The 21663-nt window shown below is 44.2% G+C and carries 16 protein-coding genes and 1 pseudogene; 10 read left to right on the top strand and 7 right to left on the bottom strand.

All coding sequences use genetic code 11. From position 1 onward, the window contains the following. Positions 1-92 precede the first annotated feature (92 nt). The 3 genes from ADP71_RS07335 to ADP71_RS13025 all read left to right on the top strand — a co-directional run bounded on the left by ADP71_RS07335 (position 93) and on the right by ADP71_RS13025 (position 3204). Positions 93-1406 carry an MFS transporter gene (locus ADP71_RS07335; RefSeq protein WP_104931903.1) on the top strand — a complete coding sequence of 438 codons (1314 nt, stop codon included), beginning with the start codon at positions 93-95 and terminating at the stop codon, positions 1404-1406. A 274-nt stretch (positions 1407-1680) separates the two neighbouring features. Next, the gene (locus tag ADP71_RS07330; RefSeq protein ID WP_237343004.1) at positions 1681-2988 is read left to right on the top strand and encodes a cation:proton antiporter; all 1308 of its coding nucleotides are present in this window, start codon (positions 1681-1683) and stop codon (positions 2986-2988) included. A gap of 15 nt (positions 2989-3003) precedes the next feature. Next, positions 3004-3204, top strand: coding sequence for a hypothetical protein (locus ADP71_RS13025; protein WP_237343003.1), 201 nt, complete (start codon positions 3004-3006; stop codon positions 3202-3204). Between the two features lie 65 nt (positions 3205-3269). On the opposite strand, the gene ADP71_RS07325 is transcribed toward ADP71_RS13025, so the two are convergent. From ADP71_RS07325 to ADP71_RS07305, 5 genes are all read right to left on the bottom strand, one after another. After that, positions 3270-4505 carry an ankyrin repeat domain-containing protein gene (locus tag ADP71_RS07325; RefSeq protein ID WP_019957622.1) on the bottom strand — a complete coding sequence of 412 codons (1236 nt, stop codon included), beginning with the start codon at positions 4503-4505 and terminating at the stop codon, positions 3270-3272. Between the two features lie 240 nt (positions 4506-4745). Beyond that, complete coding sequence (locus ADP71_RS07320) at positions 4746-5501, bottom strand: amino acid ABC transporter ATP-binding protein (RefSeq protein ID WP_019957623.1); 756 nt, start codon at positions 5499-5501, stop codon at positions 4746-4748. A gap of 4 nt (positions 5502-5505) precedes the next feature. Further along, positions 5506-6150 (bottom strand): amino acid ABC transporter permease, encoded by a 645-nt coding sequence (locus tag ADP71_RS07315; RefSeq protein WP_019957624.1) that lies wholly within the window; start codon positions 6148-6150, stop codon positions 5506-5508. 103 nt (positions 6151-6253) lie between these two features. Beyond that, positions 6254-7087 carry an amino acid ABC transporter substrate-binding protein gene (locus ADP71_RS07310; RefSeq protein WP_104931900.1) on the bottom strand — a complete coding sequence of 278 codons (834 nt, stop codon included), beginning with the start codon at positions 7085-7087 and terminating at the stop codon, positions 6254-6256. 196 nt (positions 7088-7283) lie between these two features. Further along, entirely contained in the window at positions 7284-7595 is a 312-nt protein-coding gene (locus ADP71_RS07305) for an ArsR/SmtB family transcription factor (protein WP_104931899.1), read from the bottom strand. Between the two features lie 353 nt (positions 7596-7948). Here ADP71_RS07305 and acnB point away from each other — a divergent pair, with 353 nt between their 5' ends. The 3 genes from acnB to ADP71_RS07290 all read left to right on the top strand — a co-directional run bounded on the left by acnB (position 7949) and on the right by ADP71_RS07290 (position 15918). Continuing rightward, complete coding sequence (gene acnB / locus ADP71_RS07300; protein ID WP_171461041.1) at positions 7949-10540, top strand: bifunctional aconitate hydratase 2/2-methylisocitrate dehydratase; 2592 nt, start codon at positions 7949-7951, stop codon at positions 10538-10540. A 274-nt stretch (positions 10541-10814) separates the two neighbouring features. Further along, positions 10815-14270 (top strand): DNA translocase FtsK, encoded by a 3456-nt coding sequence (locus ADP71_RS13020; RefSeq protein ID WP_237343002.1) that lies wholly within the window; start codon positions 10815-10817, stop codon positions 14268-14270. Positions 14271-14364: 94 nt separating this feature from the next. After that, the gene (locus ADP71_RS07290; protein WP_019957629.1) at positions 14365-15918 is read left to right on the top strand and encodes an LA2681 family HEPN domain-containing protein; all 1554 of its coding nucleotides are present in this window, start codon (positions 14365-14367) and stop codon (positions 15916-15918) included. Between the two features lie 82 nt (positions 15919-16000). Here ADP71_RS07290 and ADP71_RS07285 read toward each other — a convergent pair whose 3' ends face one another. After that, positions 16001-16303, bottom strand: a complete 303-nt coding sequence (locus ADP71_RS07285; protein ID WP_019957630.1) for a monooxygenase — start codon at positions 16301-16303, stop codon at positions 16001-16003. A 69-nt stretch (positions 16304-16372) separates the two neighbouring features. Here ADP71_RS07285 and ADP71_RS07280 point away from each other — a divergent pair, with 69 nt between their 5' ends. Then, positions 16373-17575 carry a sugar transporter gene (locus tag ADP71_RS07280; protein ID WP_104931895.1) on the top strand — a complete coding sequence of 401 codons (1203 nt, stop codon included), beginning with the start codon at positions 16373-16375 and terminating at the stop codon, positions 17573-17575. A gap of 55 nt (positions 17576-17630) precedes the next feature. On the opposite strand, the gene ADP71_RS07275 is transcribed toward ADP71_RS07280, so the two are convergent. Beyond that, positions 17631-18437, bottom strand: a complete 807-nt coding sequence (locus ADP71_RS07275; RefSeq protein ID WP_169708860.1) for an AraC family transcriptional regulator — start codon at positions 18435-18437, stop codon at positions 17631-17633. Positions 18438-18575: 138 nt separating this feature from the next. Here ADP71_RS07275 and ADP71_RS07270 point away from each other — a divergent pair, with 138 nt between their 5' ends. The 3 genes and pseudogenes from ADP71_RS07270 to dapA all read left to right on the top strand — a co-directional run bounded on the left by ADP71_RS07270 (position 18576) and on the right by dapA (position 21663). Beyond that, the gene (locus tag ADP71_RS07270) at positions 18576-19523 is read left to right on the top strand and encodes a 4-hydroxyproline epimerase (RefSeq protein WP_019957633.1); all 948 of its coding nucleotides are present in this window, start codon (positions 18576-18578) and stop codon (positions 19521-19523) included. Then, positions 19520-20757, top strand: a pseudogene (locus ADP71_RS13205) (NAD(P)/FAD-dependent oxidoreductase). Before ADP71_RS07270 ends, ADP71_RS13205 begins: the two are co-directional and overlap by 4 nt. A gap of 36 nt (positions 20758-20793) precedes the next feature. After that, positions 20794-21663 (top strand): 4-hydroxy-tetrahydrodipicolinate synthase, encoded by an 870-nt coding sequence (gene dapA / locus ADP71_RS07260; protein WP_104931892.1) that lies wholly within the window; start codon positions 20794-20796, stop codon positions 21661-21663.

The following is a 21663-nucleotide window of genomic DNA, read 5'->3' as shown; positions in this document are numbered from 1 at the left end:
ATTTCATTATTTTTATAAATTTTGAAATTTAAATACATTTAATGTATTATTTAGAGTGAGAAATCGTTGACTATTTTTCTTAAAAGCACAATATGACCCAATTAAAAGTTGACCAATACGATGACGTGCATGGCAACCGTTATCTCAATCGTGAAGATTACCGTACTTTGTCTTTGTCCTCTTTAGGCGGTGCCTTAGAGTTTTATGATTTTGTGATTTATGTGTTTTACGCCAAAATCATTTCGGAGTTGTTTTTTCCATCCACGCTGAGTCCATTTTGGGCGATGCTCAATACTTATGGTATTTTCGCCGCAGGTTATTTTTTCAGGCCGCTTGGTGGTGTGGTGATGGCGCATTTTGGTGATTTGGTTGGGCGCAAGCGTTTGTTCGCCTTGTCTATTTTCTTAATGGCGGTACCGACTTTGATGATTGGTATTTTGCCGACGTTTGAAACTATCGGTTATGCTGCGCCGCTATTGTTGTTATTGATGCGGGTGATGCAAGGTATTGCCATTGGTGGTGAAGTGCCTGCTGCGTGGACGTTTGTGTCTGAACATGTGCCGCCACGCCATGTGGGTTTTGCCAATGGTACGCTGACTGCGGGTTTGTCGTTTGGCATTTTATTGGGTGCGTTGATGTCTTTGGCCATTGCCAAAAATTTTACCGAAGCCCAAATTCACGATTGGGCATGGCGCATTCCGTTCATCATTGGTGGTTTGTTGGGTTTTTTAACCATGTATTTGCGTTCTTATTTGAAAGAAACGCCTGTGTTCAAAGCCATGCAAGAGCGCAAACAGTTGTACCAAGGTTTGCCTGTTAAAGAGATTTTGCAAAATTACAAAGTCTCAGTGGTCTTGGGCATGTTGTTCACATGGTTTTTGACCGCTTGTGTGGTGGTGATTTTGTTGTCTATGCCGCAATTGTTAACCAGTACATTTGGCTACCGGCGTGCTGATGCGTTTGTATTGCAAAGCACAGGCATTGTGATGCAAGTGGTCGGTTGTGTGCTGTTCGGTTGGTTGGCAGATCGTATTGGTGGTGGCAAGAGCATGTTGATAGGAGGCGTGGCCACGGGCATTGCCGCTTATGTGTATTACACCCATTTGGGGGTTTGGAGTGAGAGCAGCATTTTCATCGCTTATGCCGTCTTAGGCTTGGTGGCAGGCTCTGTCGGCGTTGTACCTTTGTTGATGGTGCGTATGTTTGCCGCGCCTGTGCGTTTTACAGGTATTTCTTTCACTTATAACGTCGCTTATGCCATTGTCGGTGGCTTGACTTTGCCTATTGTGCAATGGTTGAGTCAATATTCGCCGATTGGGGCATTGTATTATGTGTTGTTCTTATCGGTAGTGGTGTCTGTGGCAGCGGCAGTGTTTTATTGCCGATTTGAAAAAAATACCGCATGAATTTCATTGTCCTTTTATGATCAATTGATTGAAGCGTGACAAGCGTCCTGTAAAACATTTACAGGACGCTTTTTTGATGTGTTTCAAATATGAAGTTTTAATGAAAGATGGTAAATTGATTTGATAGACATGAAATAAATAATCTAATATGGTTAAAAGACTGATGACAGGGTATAAATAAACTCATTTATATTGAATCAAATGAAATTGAATTGAATTTTTTGGGTGTTATCAAGTCGCTCGGTGTCAAGACAGGTTTTAAGGGGGATGGGAAATGGGCAGTTATTCTTTTTTGCAAATGTTCACAGTGGTATTTGGCTTGTCCATTGCCACGACTTTATTCAATAAGCGGGTATTGGGTTTGCCTGCTGCCATTGGTGTGCCGATTGTATCGGCAGTAGCGGTGTTTTTGTTGCAATGGGCAGTCAGTTTGTTTGGTCACAATGATTTTGTGCACATCAATATTAAAGAAATTGAAAATGCGGTAAGAGGCATTGATTTTTATGATTTTTTAATCAATGGCGTGATTTGTTTTATTTTGACTTCATCGGCATTGAAATTCAAAATTTCTGATTTGAAGACATATTTCAAACCGATTGCCATCTTGGCCAGCATTGCGTTGGCTTTGTGTGCCGTATTTTTTGGCTTGGCTTTGTATGGTTATCAAATCGCGACAGGGCACAAAGTTGGTTTGTTGGTTTTGTTGTTGTTGGGCGCGGCCTTGGGTGCTACCGATCCTATTGGTATCAAAGGCGTGTTAAGTTCGGTCAAAGCTCCTCACCATTTGATGGTGAAGCTAGAAGGCGAATCTTTGTTCAATGATGCGGTGTGTATCGCTTTGTTCATGACGATTTTGGCTGTTATTAAAGGTGGCGAGTTCACTGTGGTGGGCGCTTTGGGTGTTTTGGCATATGAAATTGTGGTTGCTGTCATCATTGGCTTGGCTTTTGGTTGGTTTGTTTTGCGTTTGCTCAAAGGCAAACATGAGATGGAATCTTTGATTTTGTCGACAGCGTTTTTGGCTTCAGGTTCGTATTTGGTGGCTTTGTATGCCCATGCTTCAGGTCCGATTGCCTGTGTGATTGCTGGTTTGGTGGTGGGTAATCGTTGGCAAGAAATTTTGTCTGAACAAGAAGTGTCTGAAGTGAACCATTTTTGGCATACGGTAGAAGGCATTATTAATTCATTTTTGTGCACTTTGATTGGCATGGAGTTGTTCATCATTGATTTTCATGTTGATTTGCTCATTGGTGGCGTGGTGGCTTTTGTGATTTTGCATCTGGCTCGATTTGCCGCCAATTTCTTGGCATTTGTCCCATTTCGCAGTATTAGACGCCAAAGTTACAATGGCAGCTTGACGATTTTATCTTGGGGTGGGGTGCGTGGCGGCATTTCGTTGGCGTTGATTTTGGCGGTGGCGAATATGCCACCATTGAGCAAATACAGTGATATTTTAATCGGCTACACATTCGTGTGCGTGTTGTTGTCAGGCTTGGTTTGTGGTTTGGGTTTGCCGGGCGTGATGAATGCGTTTTATTACAATCCAGATGAACCCAAAACAGGTTTTTCAGGTTGGTATTAAAGATGGTGTCACAAAGTGTTTAATCGCAAAGGCATGATGTATTGGGTGACGGAAGATGCTCAAGGCAAAGAGCAAATTGTGGTGCACAATCCTGAATGTTTGGTGGTGGCTGATGCCAAAGAAACCAGTCAGGCTTCTGAAATGGGTCTGGATAAATTGAATGAAGAAAAATTGGCCGCAGAAGTGAAACGTTTGGAAGACCCGAAAAACTTTTAATCATTAAATGTAAGAATAAAACAAGCGTCCTGTAAGCTTTACAGGACGCTTGTTTTGTTTGCAAACTAGATCAGATATTTGGTTTTAAAAACATGAAAATCACTGCGATTGCGCCAAGTGAAATCTTTGATGGTGATGGTTTGGTTGGCATGTTTGTCTTGAGAAACATGCAGACCTTGTGCTTTCAATTGCTCGGCAATGATTTTGCTAATACTCTGCGTGCTTGAGTCGTGAGAGGGTGACGCAATGGTGCCAAGCGTCAATGGCAATTCACGGTGCGCTAAAACATGGCGTATGTCTTCTGAGCTAAAAAAACAAAATCCTTGAAACGTCTTGTCACCTTGATAACGGGTTTGAAAGGCGTGAATTTGGGCATGGCTGCCATCGGTATTGGTGCAAGCGGCAGGCAAGGCAATGATGCCTTGCTTGAACAAAGCATAAAATGCCAATAATAATTTTTCACAATCGGTCATGCTTGGCCATTTTTTTTGAGCCGCAATCAAAGCTTGTCTTTGCTCACGCACCGTATTTTGAACCAGAGTTAACACCGTTTCATCTAAATGAAATTGCGCCATAATGTGTTGGACGATATCGGTAGAAACCAAGATATTTTCTTGTACGCGAAAATGAATTTCGCTTTCGATTTGGCTAGGCAAGGTGGTGGGTTTGGTCGGAGCTACTGCCGCAGAAGTGCTTGCCAAATTGGCAACGGTGGCCGCCATGATCGGTGTGGTTGTGCTGGGCGTTGTGTGAGCAGCTGGCATGATGGTTTGTGTGTGTTGCTCTATCGCAGCGACCACTGCTTCAAACGATGGGTCTGTTTGGGTTTTAAAGGCGTAAGATGCGGCAATGCTCAATGCATTGGGTGCTTTGGCAGTGACATCGCCACCTTGGGCTAACATGGCCTGTAATAATGTTAAACGCGAATCTAAATGATTGATTTCTTGCAACATGCTCAAAGGGCAAAACCCCTCTTGATTGACCAAGTTGGGATTGGCACCTGCTTTTAAGAGCAATAAAGCGCATGCAATATTGCCGTGAACAAGCGCATAATGCAAAGGTGTGTTGCCAACGATATCTTGTAAATTGACATCTAAGTGGTGGTCTAAATAAAATTGTATCGTTTCAATAGGTGGCGTGGTTTGCGTGGCATTTTGCAAAGCAATGTGCAGATAATTGGTTTGCTGCTCAGAATCCATTTCGTGAATGTCTAATTTGTTCTCAAAAATTTCTTTTAACTCATTGATATAGCCTTGTCGATTGACAACCAATATTTGAAAATAATAATCACGACTGCCCATATTGTCATTGTCCTTGGTTAAAATTATTTTCTGAATGCCTTAGCATAAACCAAATTATGACTGAGCATGTTGTTTTAGGTAAAGTTTTCAAGCTTGAACGGCGGCTGGAATGAATCACTGGCAGTGATGCGATTGTGATATGAAATATATCTCTTGATGATTAAAATATCATGACCCACATGACAAGCGTCCTGTAATCATTTACAGGACGCTTGTCATGTGGGTCAGTCAAAGCAATATTTATTTCAACATATTGCTTAAAAAAGCTTGTGTACGTGGATGCTTGGGCTTGTCAAAAAAAGCTTTGGCTTCGCCCACTTCCAACATCACACCGCCATCCATAAAGCACACTGTATCTGCCACTTCACGCGCAAAACCCATTTCATGCGTCACCACGACCATGGTCATATTGTCTTCGGCCAATTGCTGCATGGTTTTGAGTACTTCACCAGTGAGTTCTGGATCCAGTGCCGAAGTTGGCTCATCAAACAACATGATGTCAGGCTGCATCGCCAACGCACGGGCAATGGCCACACGTTGTTTTTGACCACCAGACAATTGCGATGGGTAAAAATCGTGTTTTTCAGCCAAGCCGACTTTGGCAAGCAATTCGTGCGCTAAAGGCAAAATGTCTTCTTTGCGCATTTTTTTGACTGTCATCGGCGCTTCGATGATGTTTTGAATCACAGTCATGTGCGGGAATAAGTTGAATTGTTGGAACACCATGCCCATTTGTGCACAAATGGTTTTGACTTCTTGGTCTGATTTGTATTGAGCGTTGCCTTGGGCATCAGATGCCACCATCGTCAAACCTTCAATGGCAATGCTGCCGCCATTGATGACTTCCAAATGGTTTAAGCAGCGTAGCAAGGTAGATTTGCCCGAGCCAGACGAACCAATAATCGCCACCACTTCGCTTTTAGCGACCTGTAAACTCACATCTTTTAACACTTCCAATGAACCGTAAGATTTGCGGATGTGCTGAGCGTCAATCATCCAATCAGTCTTCGTAGACGGCATAGCGTTTCTCCATGTATTGGAACATCCAAGTCAAAATCAAAGTCATGATGAGGTAAAAGGCAGCAGCAGTGATAAACGGGGTCACGTTGAAATCGCGTTGCACAATATTGCGTGTGGCACGCAACAAATCATTCAATGCCAAGATGTAAACCAAAGAAGTGTCTTTGACTAAGGTAATGGTTTCGTTGGACAAAGGCGGGAGAATTTTTTTCCACATTTGCGGTAACACAATGCGGCGCATGGTTTGGGGGTAAGACATACCCAAAGTTTTGGCCGCTTCGTATTGACCTTTGCCGATGGCCAAAATACCACCACGGAAAATCTCGGCAAAATAAGCAGCATAATTCAAAGCAAATGCCACCACTGCCGCAGTAAAATCAGGCAGCAAGATGCCCACTGATGGCAAGGCAAAATAGATGAACAGCATTTGCAGCATCAAAGGTGTGCCACGCATCAGCCAAATATAGCCATTGACCAGTACATCTAGTATTTTGTATTTTGACAAGCGCATTAATGCCAAAATCAAACCCAAAGGGACAGAGAGCATCAAGGTAATCACGAACAGTTTTAGCGTGACTTGAGCCCCTTCCCACATGGGCGGTAGCATTTGTAATAAATAATCCATGTGTGTTTCCAAACTTAAAATCGGTACGTTTTCAACAAAAGACAACGCTGTCTGAATGATATTTCAGACAGCGTTGTAAGGTGTTACAAACGCAGTATCGTGCTTATTTCACGATGTTTTTACCAAACCATTGGTTGGCAATTTTAGCAGAAGTACCGTCGGCTTTCATATTATCCAAAGCCTCTTGCAATTTCGCTTGCAAGGCTGCATCTTCTAAACGCATGCCTACGCCATATTCTTCAGTGCCAAAGTTGTCTTCCAAAACCACGTATTCAGTTGGTTTTTTAGCCACATAATAACGACCTACCACTTCGTCGACTACCACCGCATCAATGCGTTTCACGCCCAAATCCATCAAAGCGGTCACGTTGTCGCCATATTTTTTCAATTCTTTGAATGATTTGGCAACGGCATCGGCCTCAATCGCTGGAACCGCACTGCTTCCGTCCTGTACGCCGACGACTTTACCATTCAAATCGGTTTTGACTTTGATTGGAGAGCCCGCTGCAACCACGATGATTTGATGGTTTTCCATGTAAGGCTTAGAGAACAAAATATTTTGTTTGCGCTCTTCGGTGATGGTCAAACCGTTCCACAACATGTCGATGCGTTTGGATTTCAATTCAGATTCTTTGGCAGACCAATCAATCGGTTTGAATTCCATCTCAATGCCCATTTTTGCGCCTGCAGCACGAGCCATATCAATGTCAAAACCAACCAATTCGTTTTTGTCATCACGAAAGCCCATAGGAGGGAAGTTGTCATCCAAGCCTACTACGATTTTGCTTGGCAAAGCGGCTGCAGGAGCACTGGCAGCTTGTGTGCCAGAAGCAGCAGGTGTAGTAGGAGCTGCGGTTTGGTTGCTATTGCCACCACAAGCGCTCAATAACATGGCTGATACAGAAACTGTCATCAAAGAGGCAAATAATTTTTGCATGAAACGGTCATCCTAAAGAAATGCGTACAACTACAAAATGATTAAAAATGCGACAAGAACATCAAAATTCAACCTGAGATTGTCATCTTTATTGTGAAGTTTGGCAATCAAAACGTGTGAAATTGTCGCGAATTGGATTTTTTAGAAACAATGAATAAGCTTGAGGGCGTGTTTTAGTTTTTTTTAAAGCAATATTTTAAACAGTCGCATCGGTGCAATACAGTTGCTTACTGAAAGTAATTAACTGTGAAATCATAGGATCTGAAACATGATAAAAAACGGTTTGTCCTTGTTTGCGTGGGCTAACTAAACCTTCATCACGTAAAATTTTCAAATGCTGCGATAAGGGTGACGCATTTAAATCAATATAACGATTCAATTGACCCACACACAATTCTTGATGTTCTAGTAAAACACATAAGATCATCAAGCGGTGTGGGTTGCTCAGTAACTTGTAAATTTGTGCAACATTTTCAGATTGTTGCCACATTAGTTGGTTTGAATTCATGGTGTTCACACATATTGAGATCAAAAAATAGAGTAATTTATAAAATTTTAATCATATGGAATGAAAATGTAAATAAAAATAAATACTTTTAGAGGGTTGATATCCTTTAACAATATGCAAGATAGCTATAGTATTGTGAGAAAAATTAATTAACTGTCTTAATTTTTTAGGATTCTAAAAAGATTTTATTAGATGTAACTGATTCTTGTTTAGATTGAATAAATCTATAATCAAAATGATTGTGATAAAAGCAGTTTCATACAGACCGAATTTGATTTAAAATCTACATGTTGTTTTGCAACAGCATAGAATACGAATAAGAACCGTTTATATTTAAACAAAAGGAAACATCAATGTCTTTCTTGGATAGTTACCGTGCCCATGTGGCAGAGCGCGCCTCTTTAGGAATCGTACCTTTGCCATTGACAGCTGCTCAAACTGCTGACTTGGTTGAGTTGTTGAAAAATCCACCTGAAGGTGAAGGTGAGTTTTTGGTGGATTTGTTGACCCACCGTGTGCCGCCTGGCGTGGATGATGCTGCTAAAGTTAAAGCCTCTTTCTTGGCTGCTGTGGCTGAAGGCTCAGTGGCAAGTCCATTGGTCAATGCGCAATTGGCAACCAAATTATTGGGTACGATGTTGGGCGGTTACAATATTTCAGCTTTGGTTGAATTATTGGACGACGACCAACTGGCAGCGACTGCTGCTGAAGGCTTGAAACACACTTTGTTGATGTTTGATGCGTTCCATGACGTAAAAGTTAAAATGGACAATGGCAATGCTTATGCCAAAGAAGTGATTGAATCTTGGGCCAATGCTGAGTGGTTCACTTCACGTCCTAAAGTAGAAGAAAAAATCACCATCACTGTATTCAAAGTGACTGGCGAAACCAATACTGACGATTTGTCTCCAGCCCCTGATGCTTGGAGCCGTCCTGATATTCCATTGCATGCGTTGGCCATGTTGAAAAACCCACGCGATGGCATCACGCCTGACCAAGCAGGTTCTGTGGGTCCTGTAAAATTGTTGGAGGAATTGACTGCCAAAGGCAATTTGGTGGCTTATGTTGGTGACGTTGTGGGTACAGGCTCTAGCCGCAAATCTGCAACCAACTCTGTGATTTGGTACACAGGTCAAGACATTCCATTTGTACCTAACAAACGCTTCGGTGGCGTGTGTTTGGGTGGCAAAATTGCACCGATTTTCTTCAATACCCAAGAAGACTCTGGCGCATTGCCTATCGAAGTAGACGTGTCTAACTTGAACATGGGTGATGTGGTTGATATCTATCCATACGAAGGCAAAATCGTTAAAGAAGGCGAAACCATCGCTAATTTCGAATTGAAATCACAAGTGTTGTTGGACGAAGTTCAAGCTGGTGGTCGTATTAACTTGATTATCGGTCGTGGTTTGACTGGTAAAGCACGCGAAGCTTTGGGCTTGCCTGCATCAGATGCATTCCGTTTACCACAAGCACCTGCGGAAACTTCTGCTGGCTTCACTTTGGCTCAAAAAATGGTTGGTCGCGCATGTGGTTTGCCAGAAAACCAAGGCGTGCGTCCGGGTACTTACTGTGAACCTAAAATGACCACTGTTGGTTCTCAAGACACCACAGGTCCTATGACTCGTGATGAATTGAAAGACTTGGCTTGCTTGGGCTTCTCTGCTGACTTGGTGATGCAATCATTCTGTCACACTGCAGCGTATCCAAAACCAGTTGACGTGAAAACCCACAAAGAATTGCCTGAGTTCATTTCAACTCGTGGCGGTGTGTCTTTGCGTCCAGGCGATGGCGTGATTCACTCTTGGTTGAACCGTTTGTTGATGCCTGACACAGTAGGTACTGGTGGCGACTCGCACACTCGTTTCCCTATCGGTATTTCATTCCCAGCAGGCTCTGGCTTGGTAGCATTTGCTGCTGCCACTGGCGTGATGCCTTTGGACATGCCTGAATCGGTATTGGTACGCTTCTCTGGTAACTTGCAACCTGGTATCACTTTGCGTGATATGGTGAACGCGATTCCTTTGTACGCTATTAAAGCGGGCTTGTTGACTGTTGCCAAAGCTGGTAAGAAAAACATCTTCTCTGGCCGCGTGTTGGAAATTGAAGGTTTGCCTGATTTGAAAGTAGAGCAAGCGTTTGAATTGACCGATGCTTCTGCTGAGCGTTCTGCTGCAGGTTGTACGGTTAAATTGAACCCAGAACCGATCATTGAATACATGCAATCTAACATCGTATTGATGAAAAACATGATTGCTGACGGTTACGAAGATGCCCGCACTTTGGCGCGTCGTATTGAAAGCATGGAAAAATGGTTGGCGAATCCTAACTTGTTGGAAGCCGATGCTGATGCTGAATACGCAGCTGTTATCGAAATCAACATGGACGACATCAAAGAGCCTATCTTGGCTTGCCCTAACGACCCAGATGATGTGAAAGTATTGTCTGAAGTCGCTGGCACTAAGATTGATGAAGTGTTCATCGGTTCTTGCATGACCAACATCGGTCACTTCCGTGCTGCAGGTAAATTGTTAGAAGGCAAAGCGGACATTCCAGTACGCTTGTGGGTTGCGCCTCCTACCAAAATGGACGCAGAGCAATTGTCTGACGAAGGTTACTACGGCATCTTAGGTCGTGCTGGCGCGCGTATGGAAATGCCAGGTTGCTCATTGTGTATGGGTAACCAAGCACAAGTGCGCGAAGGTGCGACTGTGGTGTCTACTTCTACTCGTAACTTCCCGAACCGTTTGGGCAAAAACACTTACGTGTATTTGAGCTCGGCTGAATTGGCTGCGATTGCATCTAAATTGGGTCACTTGCCAAGCGTTGAGGAATACCATCAAAATGTGGCCATCATCAACGAAAAAGGCGCAGAAGTTTACCGTTACATGAATTTCAATCAAATTGAAAAATACGAAACGGTTGCTGCTAAAGTTGAGATTTAATCATTGAATAAATGATTTGCATCAAGCCCCATCTTCGGATGGGGCTTTTTTGTAGCAAGCGTCCTGAAAACAGGTACAATAAGCTCACTTTACGGATACAAACAAATCTTCACAAAATAATATGATCTGGATTCTTGCATTGATATTGGTGGTAAGCATTATATGGTTCTATAAGCGCGAAGCGAAAAAGCGTGCAGAATGGAAGATGGAATACCTATATTTAAAGCGTCATGAAAAAGACGAGCCATTAGTATCTCCGATAGTTGATGATGGGATGGATTTGAATTCAGAATTGGTATCCACACCACACAAGCGTCCTGAAACCCAAGATATTCCAAGTCAATTTGCCACATCATCGGTTAATATCAATATGGCATTCAATGATGAATTGTTGACCACGCCAGAGCCAGAAAAAAATACCGATGTGAAGTGGAAGAATTTACAACACAAAGTACAAGACAGTTTGCGAGAAACCAGTTCTGTGTCTTTGCAGCGTGGGCAAGATTGGTTCAGCAGCGTCAAACAAGCTGCCAAACATCAAAAATCTGAAAAAGTGGTGACCGCTGAGACAACAACGTCGGTGCCACCTGTACAAGCTGTTGTATTGGCAGAGACAGGGATGGATGATGAGCCAGATGCAAAAGATTTGGCTGCTTATCCGTTGTGGATGCCGACTGAAACAGAGATACCTAACGCGATAGCAACATTACCAGACGCCAACAAACAAAATACAACCATTCATTCAGCCGCTCAGCGCACAAATGTGATTGAAGTATCAGATTTGAATGAAATGGTATTTAAAGCCATGCAAATGGATGAGTCGGGTTTGCAATATGACGATGCCTTCATGTCCCACGAAGAAAATTGGGATCGTTGGTCAGATGAGACTGAGGACAATATGCGCCAAGAAATCACTTTAGAGGAAATCAATGCCCGCCGTGAGCGTTTGCGTGAGCGCCAACGTATACAGCCGCATGTATTTGAACCTGAGTTTATTCCTCATCAAAATATCATTGAAGAAAATGATGTGGCGCATGTGATTCGTGCAATCAAGGAAGAGGCTGTGCCTGTTGTGCTTGCGGCAGAAACCATTGAGGCTGAGGCAGTAGAACATGTGATTCAGTCTATCAAAGCCGAGCAAAAAATTGCGCCTGCTCCTGAGTTGGAAGTCATTGAATTCATACCTAAAGAAGCTGAAAAACAAGCCATCACAATGCCATTGCAAACCATAGGTTTAGACGAAATTCAACAACACCAAAATATTTTACAAGCGCGTGCTCAAAAAGTTGCTAAAGTGAGCGTGGACAAAAGCCGTTTGGAAACCATTCATTTGCCTGAGCACACTTATGTGCCTAAGCTTAAAGTAGAAAAAATGACGCATGAGGTGATTGAATTCCCTAATGCGGTGGTGAAAAAAGTCACGCCCAAATCTGCCCCAAGCTTGCAAACCATTGTTTTAACCGAAGAAGGTTTGCAAACTGTACAGGCCAATGAAACCATGACCTCTAGCGTGCGTCCAGGTCGTGCGGCTTCGGATACTGCATTGTTGAATGCGATGGTTGAAGGGCGCACACAAGCGATGATTGCCGATGATGATATTCGTGCCAATTTATTGCGTCAACGCATGGCACGCCGTCGTGGTGCCAATGATGTGGCAGTAGCAGGTTTGTTGTCTAACAGTGTGATTGCTGAAGAAGAAGTATTGGCGAATTTGGCAAAGACCGATTCACCAGTCAATCGCCAACAGCGTCCTGTAAAACCACGCCCATTGGTGCGTGACAGTGTGATTCCACCGACTTCGCGTGTGGGTGGTGAGCATGGTTTTAAAGTGAAACCACAAGCCAGTACTTCTGTTCCTGTGCAGCCGATATCCACCCGTTTTACCCCATTTTCACACCCTGAATTGCAAACATCTGAAACCGATGCCAATGCGCCTACGGAGCCTGTCTCCGTCAATGTGGTACCTGTTATGCCATCGCAAGCGGCTGCGTCTGAATCGGTGTTGGTGCCTGTGTTACAGGCCGCTATAGACACGACGTTGCCTGTGGAGGCGTCAGCCCAATTTGCCTCCGCCAATGTATTGATGCCTGTTGTTGCGCCAGTTCATACGGTGACAGAAAAAGCAGTGGCGGCACTGGCAAACCGTGTGGATGTCGCCAATCAAGTGGTGCGTTCTTCTAAAACCGTTGTTGATTCTGCTGTATTGCCATCTAAAAAAACGGTGGCGCCAATTGTTTGGGACGATGCAAATGAATTATTGCCTAGTGTCGGATTGCTTCAACCTGCGATAGACGACAGTGCCTTGCGTCCGAATGAAGAAATTTTGCTGAACAATGGCATCATCATCGAAGAAAAATTGGCTGAGTTCAAAGTCAATGTCACAGTGACCGATGCTTATGCAGGTCCCGTCATCACCCGTTATGAAATTGAACCTGCAACAGGTGTGCGTGGTTCGCAAGTGGTGAATTTGGAAAAAGACTTGGCGCGCTCGCTTGGCTTTGCATCGATTCGTGTGGTTGAAACCATTCCGGGTAAAACGTGCATGGGTTTGGAATTGCCGAACCCAAAACGCCAAATCATTCGCCTGTCTTCTGTTTTGCAATCGGTGGCGTTTCAAGAATCCAAGTCCAAATTGACTTTGGTTTTGGGTCAAGACATATCGGGCAATCCTGTGGTGACTGATTTGGCCAAAGCACCGCATTTGCTTGTGGCAGGCACGACAGGTTCAGGCAAGTCTGTGGGCGTAAACGCAATGATTTTGTCATTGCTGTACAAAGCCACGCCTGAAGAAGTGCGCATGATTATGATTGATCCGAAAATGTTGGAGTTGTCGGTATACGAAGGCATTCCACATCTGCTCGCACCTGTGGTCACGGACATGAAACTCGCTGCCAATGCGCTCAATTGGTGTGTGAATGAAATGGAAAAACGCTACCGTTTGATGAGCCATTTGGGTGTGCGCAATGTGGCAGGTTACAACCAAAAAATTGTCGAGGCACAAGCCAAAGGTCAGCGCCTTGCCAATCCATTTAGCCTCACGCCTGAAACGCCAGAATTATTGGAAAAATTGCCGTTCATTGTCGTGGTGGTGGATGAATTTGCCGACTTGATGATGACAGCAGGCAAAAAAATTGAAGAATTGATTGCGCGTTTGGCGCAAAAAGCGCGCGCGGCAGGCATACATTTGATTTTGGCAACGCAACGACCATCGGTGGATGTGATTACTGGTTTGATTAAAGCCAACATTCCAACGCGCATTGCGTTTCAAGTATCGAGTAAAATCGATTCGCGCACCATTTTAGACCAAATGGGTGCAGAGAATTTGCTCGGTCAAGGCGATATGTTGTTCTTGCCACCGGGCACAGGCTATCCACGTCGCGTGCATGGCGCGTTTGTGGCGGACGATGAAGTGCACAATGTGGTGGAATATTTGAAGCAGTTTGGCGAGCCTGATTATGTCGAAGACTTGCTCACGCATGGTGGCATTGATGACAGCAGCGGTGCAGATGGTGGCAATGCGCGTGCTGCCGAAGAAGACCCATTGTATGACCAAGCGGTGCATTTTGTCGCAACCAGTGGCAAAACTTCGATTTCAGCCGTGCAACGCCAATTGCGCATCGGCTACAACCGCGCCGCGCGTTTGGTTGAGCAAATGGAGGCGGCAGGCGTGTTGTCCGCGCCCGAACACAACGGCAACCGCACTTTGTTGATACCGCAACAGGCTCAATAAGCTTGTTTTGAGGTTTTTATTTGGGTAGGACATGTTTACAGGACGCTTAAAGCGTCCTGTAAGTTGATCTAATTAAGATATTAAGAGATGCTTTATGAATCATCCCATTGGCAGTTCTGATATTCATATTATTGAATCGTTTATTCAACAAGGTAGTTTCCAAGAGGCTTTGCAACAATGCCAACAAGCATTAGTTAAAGTAGAAGCGTCTTTAATCTATTCAGATTTATGTCAATATTATATACAGTTGATAGGCCAATTGATTGATATTGGCATTTATTTACAATGCCCTCAAACCATAGAACAAGCCATCTTACTTTTACAAATGAATCAGGATGAATTTTTAGCGTATTCAAAAGGTACTTATTATTATTTTTTAGCGAATGCCAAATTTGATTTGGTGAAGTTAGAAAATCGAGGTGAAAGTATTGGTATGACAAACATACACCAATACAATGAAATCAAAAATTTGTATTGGCAAGCAGCTGTTAGCATTGGTGCTAATACGGAACCATTTTTATTTGCTCAAAATACCATTAATTTGGCCAATCTTCTAAAACAACAATACCGTTTTTCAGAAGCAATGAGATTTTATGATACTCATATTAATCAAACTGCCATTTGGATTGAAGCTTGTATGGGGCGTGCCATGTGCCTTGAAAGCATTGCTAAATTTTGGCAGCACGGTACAGACAAATTGGTGTATGAGGTTATCAAAAATTATGAGCAAATTTATCATTCAAAACAAAGACCAGAATGGTCTGAATATAAAGACAATCTTTTAAGTCAAATTACATGGTTAAAAAAACAAATATCTTTTGATGAAGTTGAGGCGCAGATTGAGCAAGATAAAGCCGATTTTGAGCAAATGACACCGTTTCGTCAGTGGTGTTTGAAACAAAACCTGACTTTAAACGTTCATGCTTTGTATTGTTCTTGCGTGGCAACAGAGCGTGATAATTTGATGATTGTGTCAAACAATCCTATAGCAAGATTTGATATTTTAAAATTTGAACAATATTTGAATCGGATTAAATCTGAGTTTTCATTGATGCGTGTTTTGTATTATGAGGCTGTGCATGATGAATCAAAACAACATGATTTTGAAACGGGTTTCACGAGTTTGCCTGAGGCAGAAGTGATTAATTTAAATGTAGAAAAATTACGAACCTGTTTTCGTTTGAATTTTTCCATTTTAGACAAATTGGCCATCATTCTTTGTCGTTATTTTGATTTGAAAGTATCAAACAAGACTTATTTTACAACTTTTTGGGATGGCAATAGAGACATTCTTGAATCTAAAGACAATTTTGCTTTGATTGCGCTGCGCAGCATCATTAATGATTTATCCAACCAAGAAAAGGGACAATTTCACTTTTACAAAAAGTGGCGTAATAAATTAGAGCACGATTTGTTATTTTTGACCGAGAATGGAGGATATGCGCCTAACAGCATTTATTTTGACACGGATGCTATTTGGGTTAAGTTAAATGAATTTGAAGAAAATTTGTTAAATTTGATGCAATTAACGCGCTCAGCAATTTTCTCAACAGTTTTTGCCATAAGTGAGGATTTACGACAAAGAGCTCTTAATCATAGTGATGAAAATTTGCAGGAAGTGAAGATTTATTTGAAGCCATATGATTGATTATGAATGTTTACAGGACGCTTATTTCAGTCACAAGCGTCCTGTAAACATTTTATTTCTCACATTCAAAGCTCTTAAATCATCAAGCCAATGAAAAACCATTGATGGCTGACAGCGCTTCATTGACTGTGAACACTTTGCTGCGTATGTCTTGAATGCCAAACGACTGTAAACGCGCGGTGTGTTTGTCCAAATATTGGCGCGCCAAAGCTTCATCGTTGAACAAATAAATCCCGCCTGCTGTGTGTTCTTCTTCGTTTTCAGTCCAAATTTTCCAAATCAAACCCGCTTCTTGCTGAATGTCTTGCGCCAAAGCCGTGAATGCTTCGGTCATTTGTGTGCCAAAAGGGCCGCTGCTTGGAAAGTCTATTTGCAGTACAATCATGGTTTATTCCTTTGAAAAGATGTCTGACCACATTTTCATATGTGGTGTTGCGGCATATTGTAAATCATCATGGCTTTATTCTCGCGGGCGCAACAGCGTCCTGAACATTCTTGGTTGGCGGTGGTGGCTTTGTCCATTGCCGCTTTTATCTTTAACACCACCGAATTTGTCCCTGTGGGCTTGTTGCCCAATATTGCAGCCAGTTTTGACATGCAAGTGGCGCATACAGGTTTGATTATGACAGTGTATGCGTGGGCGGTGACGTTGTTTTCGTTGCCATTTACGATGATGACGGCACGCTTTGAGCGGCGCGGTTTGCTCGCTTGTTTGTTTGTGTTGTTTATTTTGAGCCATGTTTTGGCGGCTTTTGCTTGGAGTTTTGAAGCGCTGTTGGTGGCACGATTGGGCATTGCGGGTGCGCATGCGGTGTTTTGGGCCATCACCATTCCGATGGCAGTGCGTTTGGCGCCTGAGGGCAAACGTGCCAAGGCTTTGAGTTTCATCATCACAGGCTCGTCTTTGGCGACGGTGTTGGGCGTGCCACTGGGCACGATTTTGGGGCAAGCGGTTGGTTGGCGCACCACGTTTGGCGTGATAGGCGTGTTGGCTTTGTGCATTTTGTTGCTTTTGTTATCGGTATTGCCACGCATTCCAAGCACGGTTTCAGGCAGCATCAAAGTGTTGCCAAGCTTGCTCAAACGCCCGCAATTGTTGTATGTCTACGCCACGCTCGCTTTGGTCATTGGCGCACACTTTACTGCTTATACTTATATCACGCCGTTTTTGGGCGAAGTGGGCGGCTTGGGTGAAACGGCGATTGTGGCGACTTTGTTTGTCATTGGCATGGCGGGAATTGTGGGCGGCATCATTTTTGCACGCACATCGGATGCACATCCAACACGTTTGCTCATCATGCCGATGGCGGTATTGTTGCTGTGTTTGTTATTGCTGCACACGCTCAGTTTGAATTTGGTGGGCATGCTCACTTTGGCTTTGGCTTGGGGTGTGGCGATCACGATTTTGGCGATGGTGTTGCAAAACAAAGTGTTGGAAGTGGCATCGGATGCATCCGATATTGGCATTGCGATGTTCTCGGGCGTTTACAATTTGGGCATCGGTGGCGGCGCTTTGATAGGCGGACAAGTCATCATGCATTTGGGCTTGCCTATGGTGGGTTATGTGGGCAGTGTATTGGCGGTATTGGCTTTGTTGTTGTTTGGTGTGTTGGGACGCAAATTGTGGCTTAAACCCGTACGCAAACCGCTTGTTTAATCGGCATACCAGTTTACAGGACGCTTAAAAAGCGTCCTGTTTTGATTGGGGAGGGTCAAGAAGTACCGCGTTTTTTATTGGGCAAAGATTGTTTGAATTGGCTCGGGGATACACCCGTCATTTGCTTGAATTGGCGCGTGAAGGCGCTGTGATCGGTATAGCCGCATGCTTGGGCGATGTCGGCAATGGCGTGTTCGTTTTGCAGCAATTGTATGGCTTGCTCGAGGCGAATTTTTTGTATCAATTGCTTGGGTGTCATGTGGAAATTTTTTTTCAAGCGCCGTTCTAGCTGTGACACGCTCATATTGACCAATTGTGCCAAGGTTTGAATGCGCAATTCTTCGCTTAAATGTTCGCGTATGTATTGCTCAATTTTACCCAAACGCAAGTTGGTTTTGGTTTCGTTCAACTCATTGGAAGCCAAATCCACCGACATGCCCATCAAACCAATGATGCGGTTTTGAGTGTCAAAAATAGGGTATTTGTAAGTCAAACACCAACCCAAATCGCCGTTGTGATGCACATGCAACTCTAATTTTTCGGTGATGCGTATGCCTTCTTGCAAGACTTGGCGGTCTTGTTCCAAATACGATTTGCCATGGTTAATAACAAAAGTTTCGACACAAGTCAGACCCAAAATAGTCGTGGTTTGGGCATGTCCTAGGCGTTGTACTAAACTTTGGTTGACCAAAACATAACGCGCTTCGGTGTCTTTGATAAAAAAGACCACGCGGTCTAAGGCGTTGATTAAAGGCAAAACCATATACAAGTGTTTGAGTAAATCCTCAAGGCTTTCAGGTCGTGCTTGTAGCCATTGCTGTCCCCATGCTTGCCAATCGATTCGGTCATGCTCATTGCTCATTGTGTCATCTGCCTTATCGTGATGGAAAATCATAGCATAGCCCATTATGCGCTTTTCGGCAGCAATTTGCCCAAACTCATCAAGACATGACTGCTTTATTACGGCAATCTTATGCAAAATTAATAGGACTAAAACACCATGTCAGACCGTTACCAACGCATCCACATCATCGACTCACACACCGGCGGCGAACCAACCCGCATGGTATACGCAGGCTTTCCTGATTTGGGAAATGGTTCTATGGCCGAGCGTTTGGATGTTTTGAAAAATCAGCATGACGATTATCGCAAAGCCGTTTTGTTAGAGCCGCGTGGTAATGATGTGTTGGTGGGTGCTTTATTGTGTGAGCCTGTGAATCCCGATGCTTGTGCGGGCGTGATTTTTTTCAATAACGCAGGCTATTTGAACATGTGCGGTCACGGTACCATCGGTTTGATGGCGTCGCTCGCGTACCAAGGCAAAATTCAAGCAGGCGTGCATTTGGTGGAAACGCCAGTAGGTGATGTGACGTGTACCTTGCATGAAGATGGCTCGGTGAGCATCGACAACGTACCTGCTTATCGCCATCAAAAAGATGTGGCGGTCGAAGTAGAAGGTTTGGGTACGGTTGTTGGCGACATTGCGTGGGGCGGCAATTGGTTTTTCTTGGTCAACCAACATTTTGTTGACATCAATTTGGAAAATGAACCTCAATTGACTGACATTACAGGCCGCATACGCCAAGCTTTGATTGCACAAAATATCACAGGCGCGAATGAAGGCGACATTGATCACATTGAGTTGTTCCAAAATTGTGATTTTGCCGACAGCCAAAGTTTTGTCTTGTGTCCTGGTATGCAATACGACCGTTCGCCTTGCGGCACAGGCACCAGCGCCAAATTGGCGTGTTTGGCAGCAGATGGCAAACTGGCAGAAGGGGTTTTATGGACGCAAGCAAGTGTCGTTGGCAGCACATTTACCGCTTCATATCGCCGCTTGGATGAACAACACATCATCCCAACCATTCGCGGTACTGCGTATGTTTGCGCTGAAACCGTTGCGATTATTGATGAGCAAGACCCATTTGCTTGGGGCATCAGTGTATGAAACCGACTGTGGTTGTCGTCGGTGGTGGCATCATCGGTTTGAGTATTGCCGCGCGTTTGCAACGAGATGGCATGAGCGTGACGCTGATGGATGCCAAGAAAATAGGTTCGGGCGCCTCTTTTGGCAATGCAGGACACTTGGCGACCGAACAAGTGTATCCCGTTGCAGACCCGTCTATTTTCAAGCATTTGCCGAAAATGTTGCTCGATCCATTGGGACCTTTGCGTGTGGATTGGCGCTATTTGCCGAAATTATTGCCATGGATGAGCCGTTTGGTGCTCAACATGCGGCCTGAAAACTTTTTGCAAATTCATGAAACCATCAAGCGCATGAACAGCGTCAGTTTGGCTGCTTGGAGCGAGATGGTACAAGATTTTGGTTTGCAAAAATGGGTGCACGTCAATGGCTCTTTGCTCGTGTGTGAGCAAGAAAAAACCGCTGCCGCTTTGCAAGAACATGGTCAAAAATTGAATGCTTTGGGTGTGCAAAACCAATATTTGCATGCCAATGCTTTACAGGACGCTGCACCTGCATTGGCCAACAATCAAATCGGTGGCTTGTTGTTTCCACAAACAGGACATGTCAGCGATTTGTCAGCAATGATGGTGGCGTTGAAAGAGGCATTTTTGGCAGATGGCGGACAAGTGATGGAAGATTGCGAAGTCATCGACATCCAGCCTGTTTCGCCGACCCAAACACAGATTGTCAGTGCACAAAAAACCTTTGAAGCCCAAAAAGTGGTGATTGCAATGGGTGCACATGCCAAAGATTTGGTGAAAAAATCACGGGCGTGAACGTGCCATTGGACACTGAGCGCGGTTATCACTACATGTTGCCGCAAGAAAAAAACCGTTTGAGCATTCCCATTTCCAGTGCCGATCGACGTTTCATCATGACACCGATGGATACAGGTTTGCGTTTGGCAGGCACGGTGGAATACGCAGGTTTACAGGCCGCTCCGAATATGGAACGCGCACGCAAATTGTTGCAATTGGCCAATCCGATGCTCAAAACCACATTGAATGCCCAAGATGCGACTGAATGGATGGGCTTCAGACCGACTATTGTGGATTCTTTGCCTGTGATTGACCGTTTTGGCAGCATTTTTTTGGCGTTTGGTCACCAACATTTGGGCTTGACCCATGCGGCCATCACCGCGCAATTGATGCAAAATTTGATGCAAGCTCAAAAGCCGATTTTGGATTTGCATCCTTACCGTTTGAATCGTTTTTAAAAGCAACACACATTGAAAAGTAAAAAGGAAAGCAAGATGAGTATTCGTGGAATTTATGTGCCGATGGTGACACCGTTTGATGCAAACAACCAAATTGATGTGGCTACTTTGAAAACCTTGACCCAAACCTTGATTGATGCGGGCGTGCATGGTTTGGTGGTGTGCGGTACGACAGGCGAATATTACACATTCAGCGATGAAGAGCGCGAATTGGTGTTGTCAACCGTGGCTGAAATTGCCAAAGGCAAAGTGGCGTTGATGGCGGGCGTGAACGATTTGTCGACCGAAGGTTCAGCCAAAAAAGCCCAACGTGCGCAAGAGTTGGGGTACGAAAGCTTGATGTTGGCGCCGCCGCCATACAGCTTGCCTAGCCAAGAAGGCGTGATTGCCCACTTCAATCAAGTCGCAGAAGCAACGGATTTGCCGATTGTGATGTACAACTTTCCAGCGCGCACAGGCATCAGCATTGAGTTTGAAACGGTTGAGCAGTTGGCCAAACACCCGAAAATTGTCGGCATCAAAGAAAGCAGTGGCGACTTTAGCCGCGCGTTGAGCATGTTGCAAGCGAACTGGGATGATTTTACCGTGGTGTGCGGTTGTGACGACCAACCTGTGGATTATTTCTTCTGGGGCGCAGGTGCATGGATTGCCGGTGCGGCGAACGTGTTCCCTGCTGAACAAGTGGCGATTTACAACGCCACTCAAGCCGGTAACTGGGATGAGGCGAAAAAGTTGATGAGCCAAATTTACCCTGTGATTCATTCTATGGAGTCTGGCGACTACAACCAAAAAGCGAAATTGGGCTGTGTCAAAGGCACGATTGCGGTTGGTGGTGTGCGCACGCCGTTGGCAAACTTGGGCGAAGCTGATAAAACTGAGTTTTTAAACTTATTGGCGCAAGCTTAA

It is taken from the genome of Vitreoscilla sp. C1 (assembly GCF_002951955.2).
Classification (GTDB): Bacteria; Pseudomonadota; Gammaproteobacteria; order Burkholderiales; family Neisseriaceae; genus Vitreoscilla; species Vitreoscilla stercoraria.
Note: the sequence above shows the minus strand (reverse complement) of the source record. Positions and strands in the feature narration are given on the sequence as shown.

What these genes read in the sequence shown, in the direction of transcription:
- ADP71_RS07335 (WP_104931903.1), top strand. Translation starts at nt 93, where the DNA reads ATGACCCAATTAAAAGTTGACCAATACGATGACGTGCATGGCAACCGT.
- ADP71_RS07330 (WP_237343004.1), top strand. Translation starts at nt 1,681, where the DNA reads ATGGGCAGTTATTCTTTTTTGCAAATGTTCACAGTGGTATTTGGCTTG.
- ADP71_RS07325 (WP_019957622.1), bottom strand. Translation starts at nt 4,505, where the DNA reads ATGGGCAGTCGTGATTATTATTTTCAAATATTGGTTGTCAATCGACAA.
- ADP71_RS07320 (WP_019957623.1), bottom strand. Translation starts at nt 5,501, where the DNA reads ATGATTGACGCTCAGCACATCCGCAAATCTTACGGTTCATTGGAAGTG.
- ADP71_RS07315 (WP_019957624.1), bottom strand. Translation starts at nt 6,150, where the DNA reads ATGGATTATTTATTACAAATGCTACCGCCCATGTGGGAAGGGGCTCAA.
- ADP71_RS07310 (WP_104931900.1), bottom strand. Translation starts at nt 7,087, where the DNA reads ATGCAAAAATTATTTGCCTCTTTGATGACAGTTTCTGTATCAGCCATG.
- ADP71_RS07305 (WP_104931899.1), bottom strand. Translation starts at nt 7,595, where the DNA reads ATGAATTCAAACCAACTAATGTGGCAACAATCTGAAAATGTTGCACAA.
- acnB (WP_171461041.1), top strand. Translation starts at nt 7,949, where the DNA reads ATGTCTTTCTTGGATAGTTACCGTGCCCATGTGGCAGAGCGCGCCTCT.
- ADP71_RS13020 (WP_237343002.1), top strand. Translation starts at nt 10,815, where the DNA reads ATGGATTTGAATTCAGAATTGGTATCCACACCACACAAGCGTCCTGAA.
- ADP71_RS07290 (WP_019957629.1), top strand. Translation starts at nt 14,365, where the DNA reads ATGAATCATCCCATTGGCAGTTCTGATATTCATATTATTGAATCGTTT.
- ADP71_RS07285 (WP_019957630.1), bottom strand. Translation starts at nt 16,303, where the DNA reads ATGATTGTACTGCAAATAGACTTTCCAAGCAGCGGCCCTTTTGGCACA.
- ADP71_RS07280 (WP_104931895.1), top strand. Translation starts at nt 16,373, where the DNA reads ATGGCTTTATTCTCGCGGGCGCAACAGCGTCCTGAACATTCTTGGTTG.
- ADP71_RS07275 (WP_169708860.1), bottom strand. Translation starts at nt 18,437, where the DNA reads ATGAGCAATGAGCATGACCGAATCGATTGGCAAGCATGGGGACAGCAA.
- ADP71_RS07270 (WP_019957633.1), top strand. Translation starts at nt 18,576, where the DNA reads ATGTCAGACCGTTACCAACGCATCCACATCATCGACTCACACACCGGC.
- dapA (WP_104931892.1), top strand. Translation starts at nt 20,794, where the DNA reads ATGAGTATTCGTGGAATTTATGTGCCGATGGTGACACCGTTTGATGCA.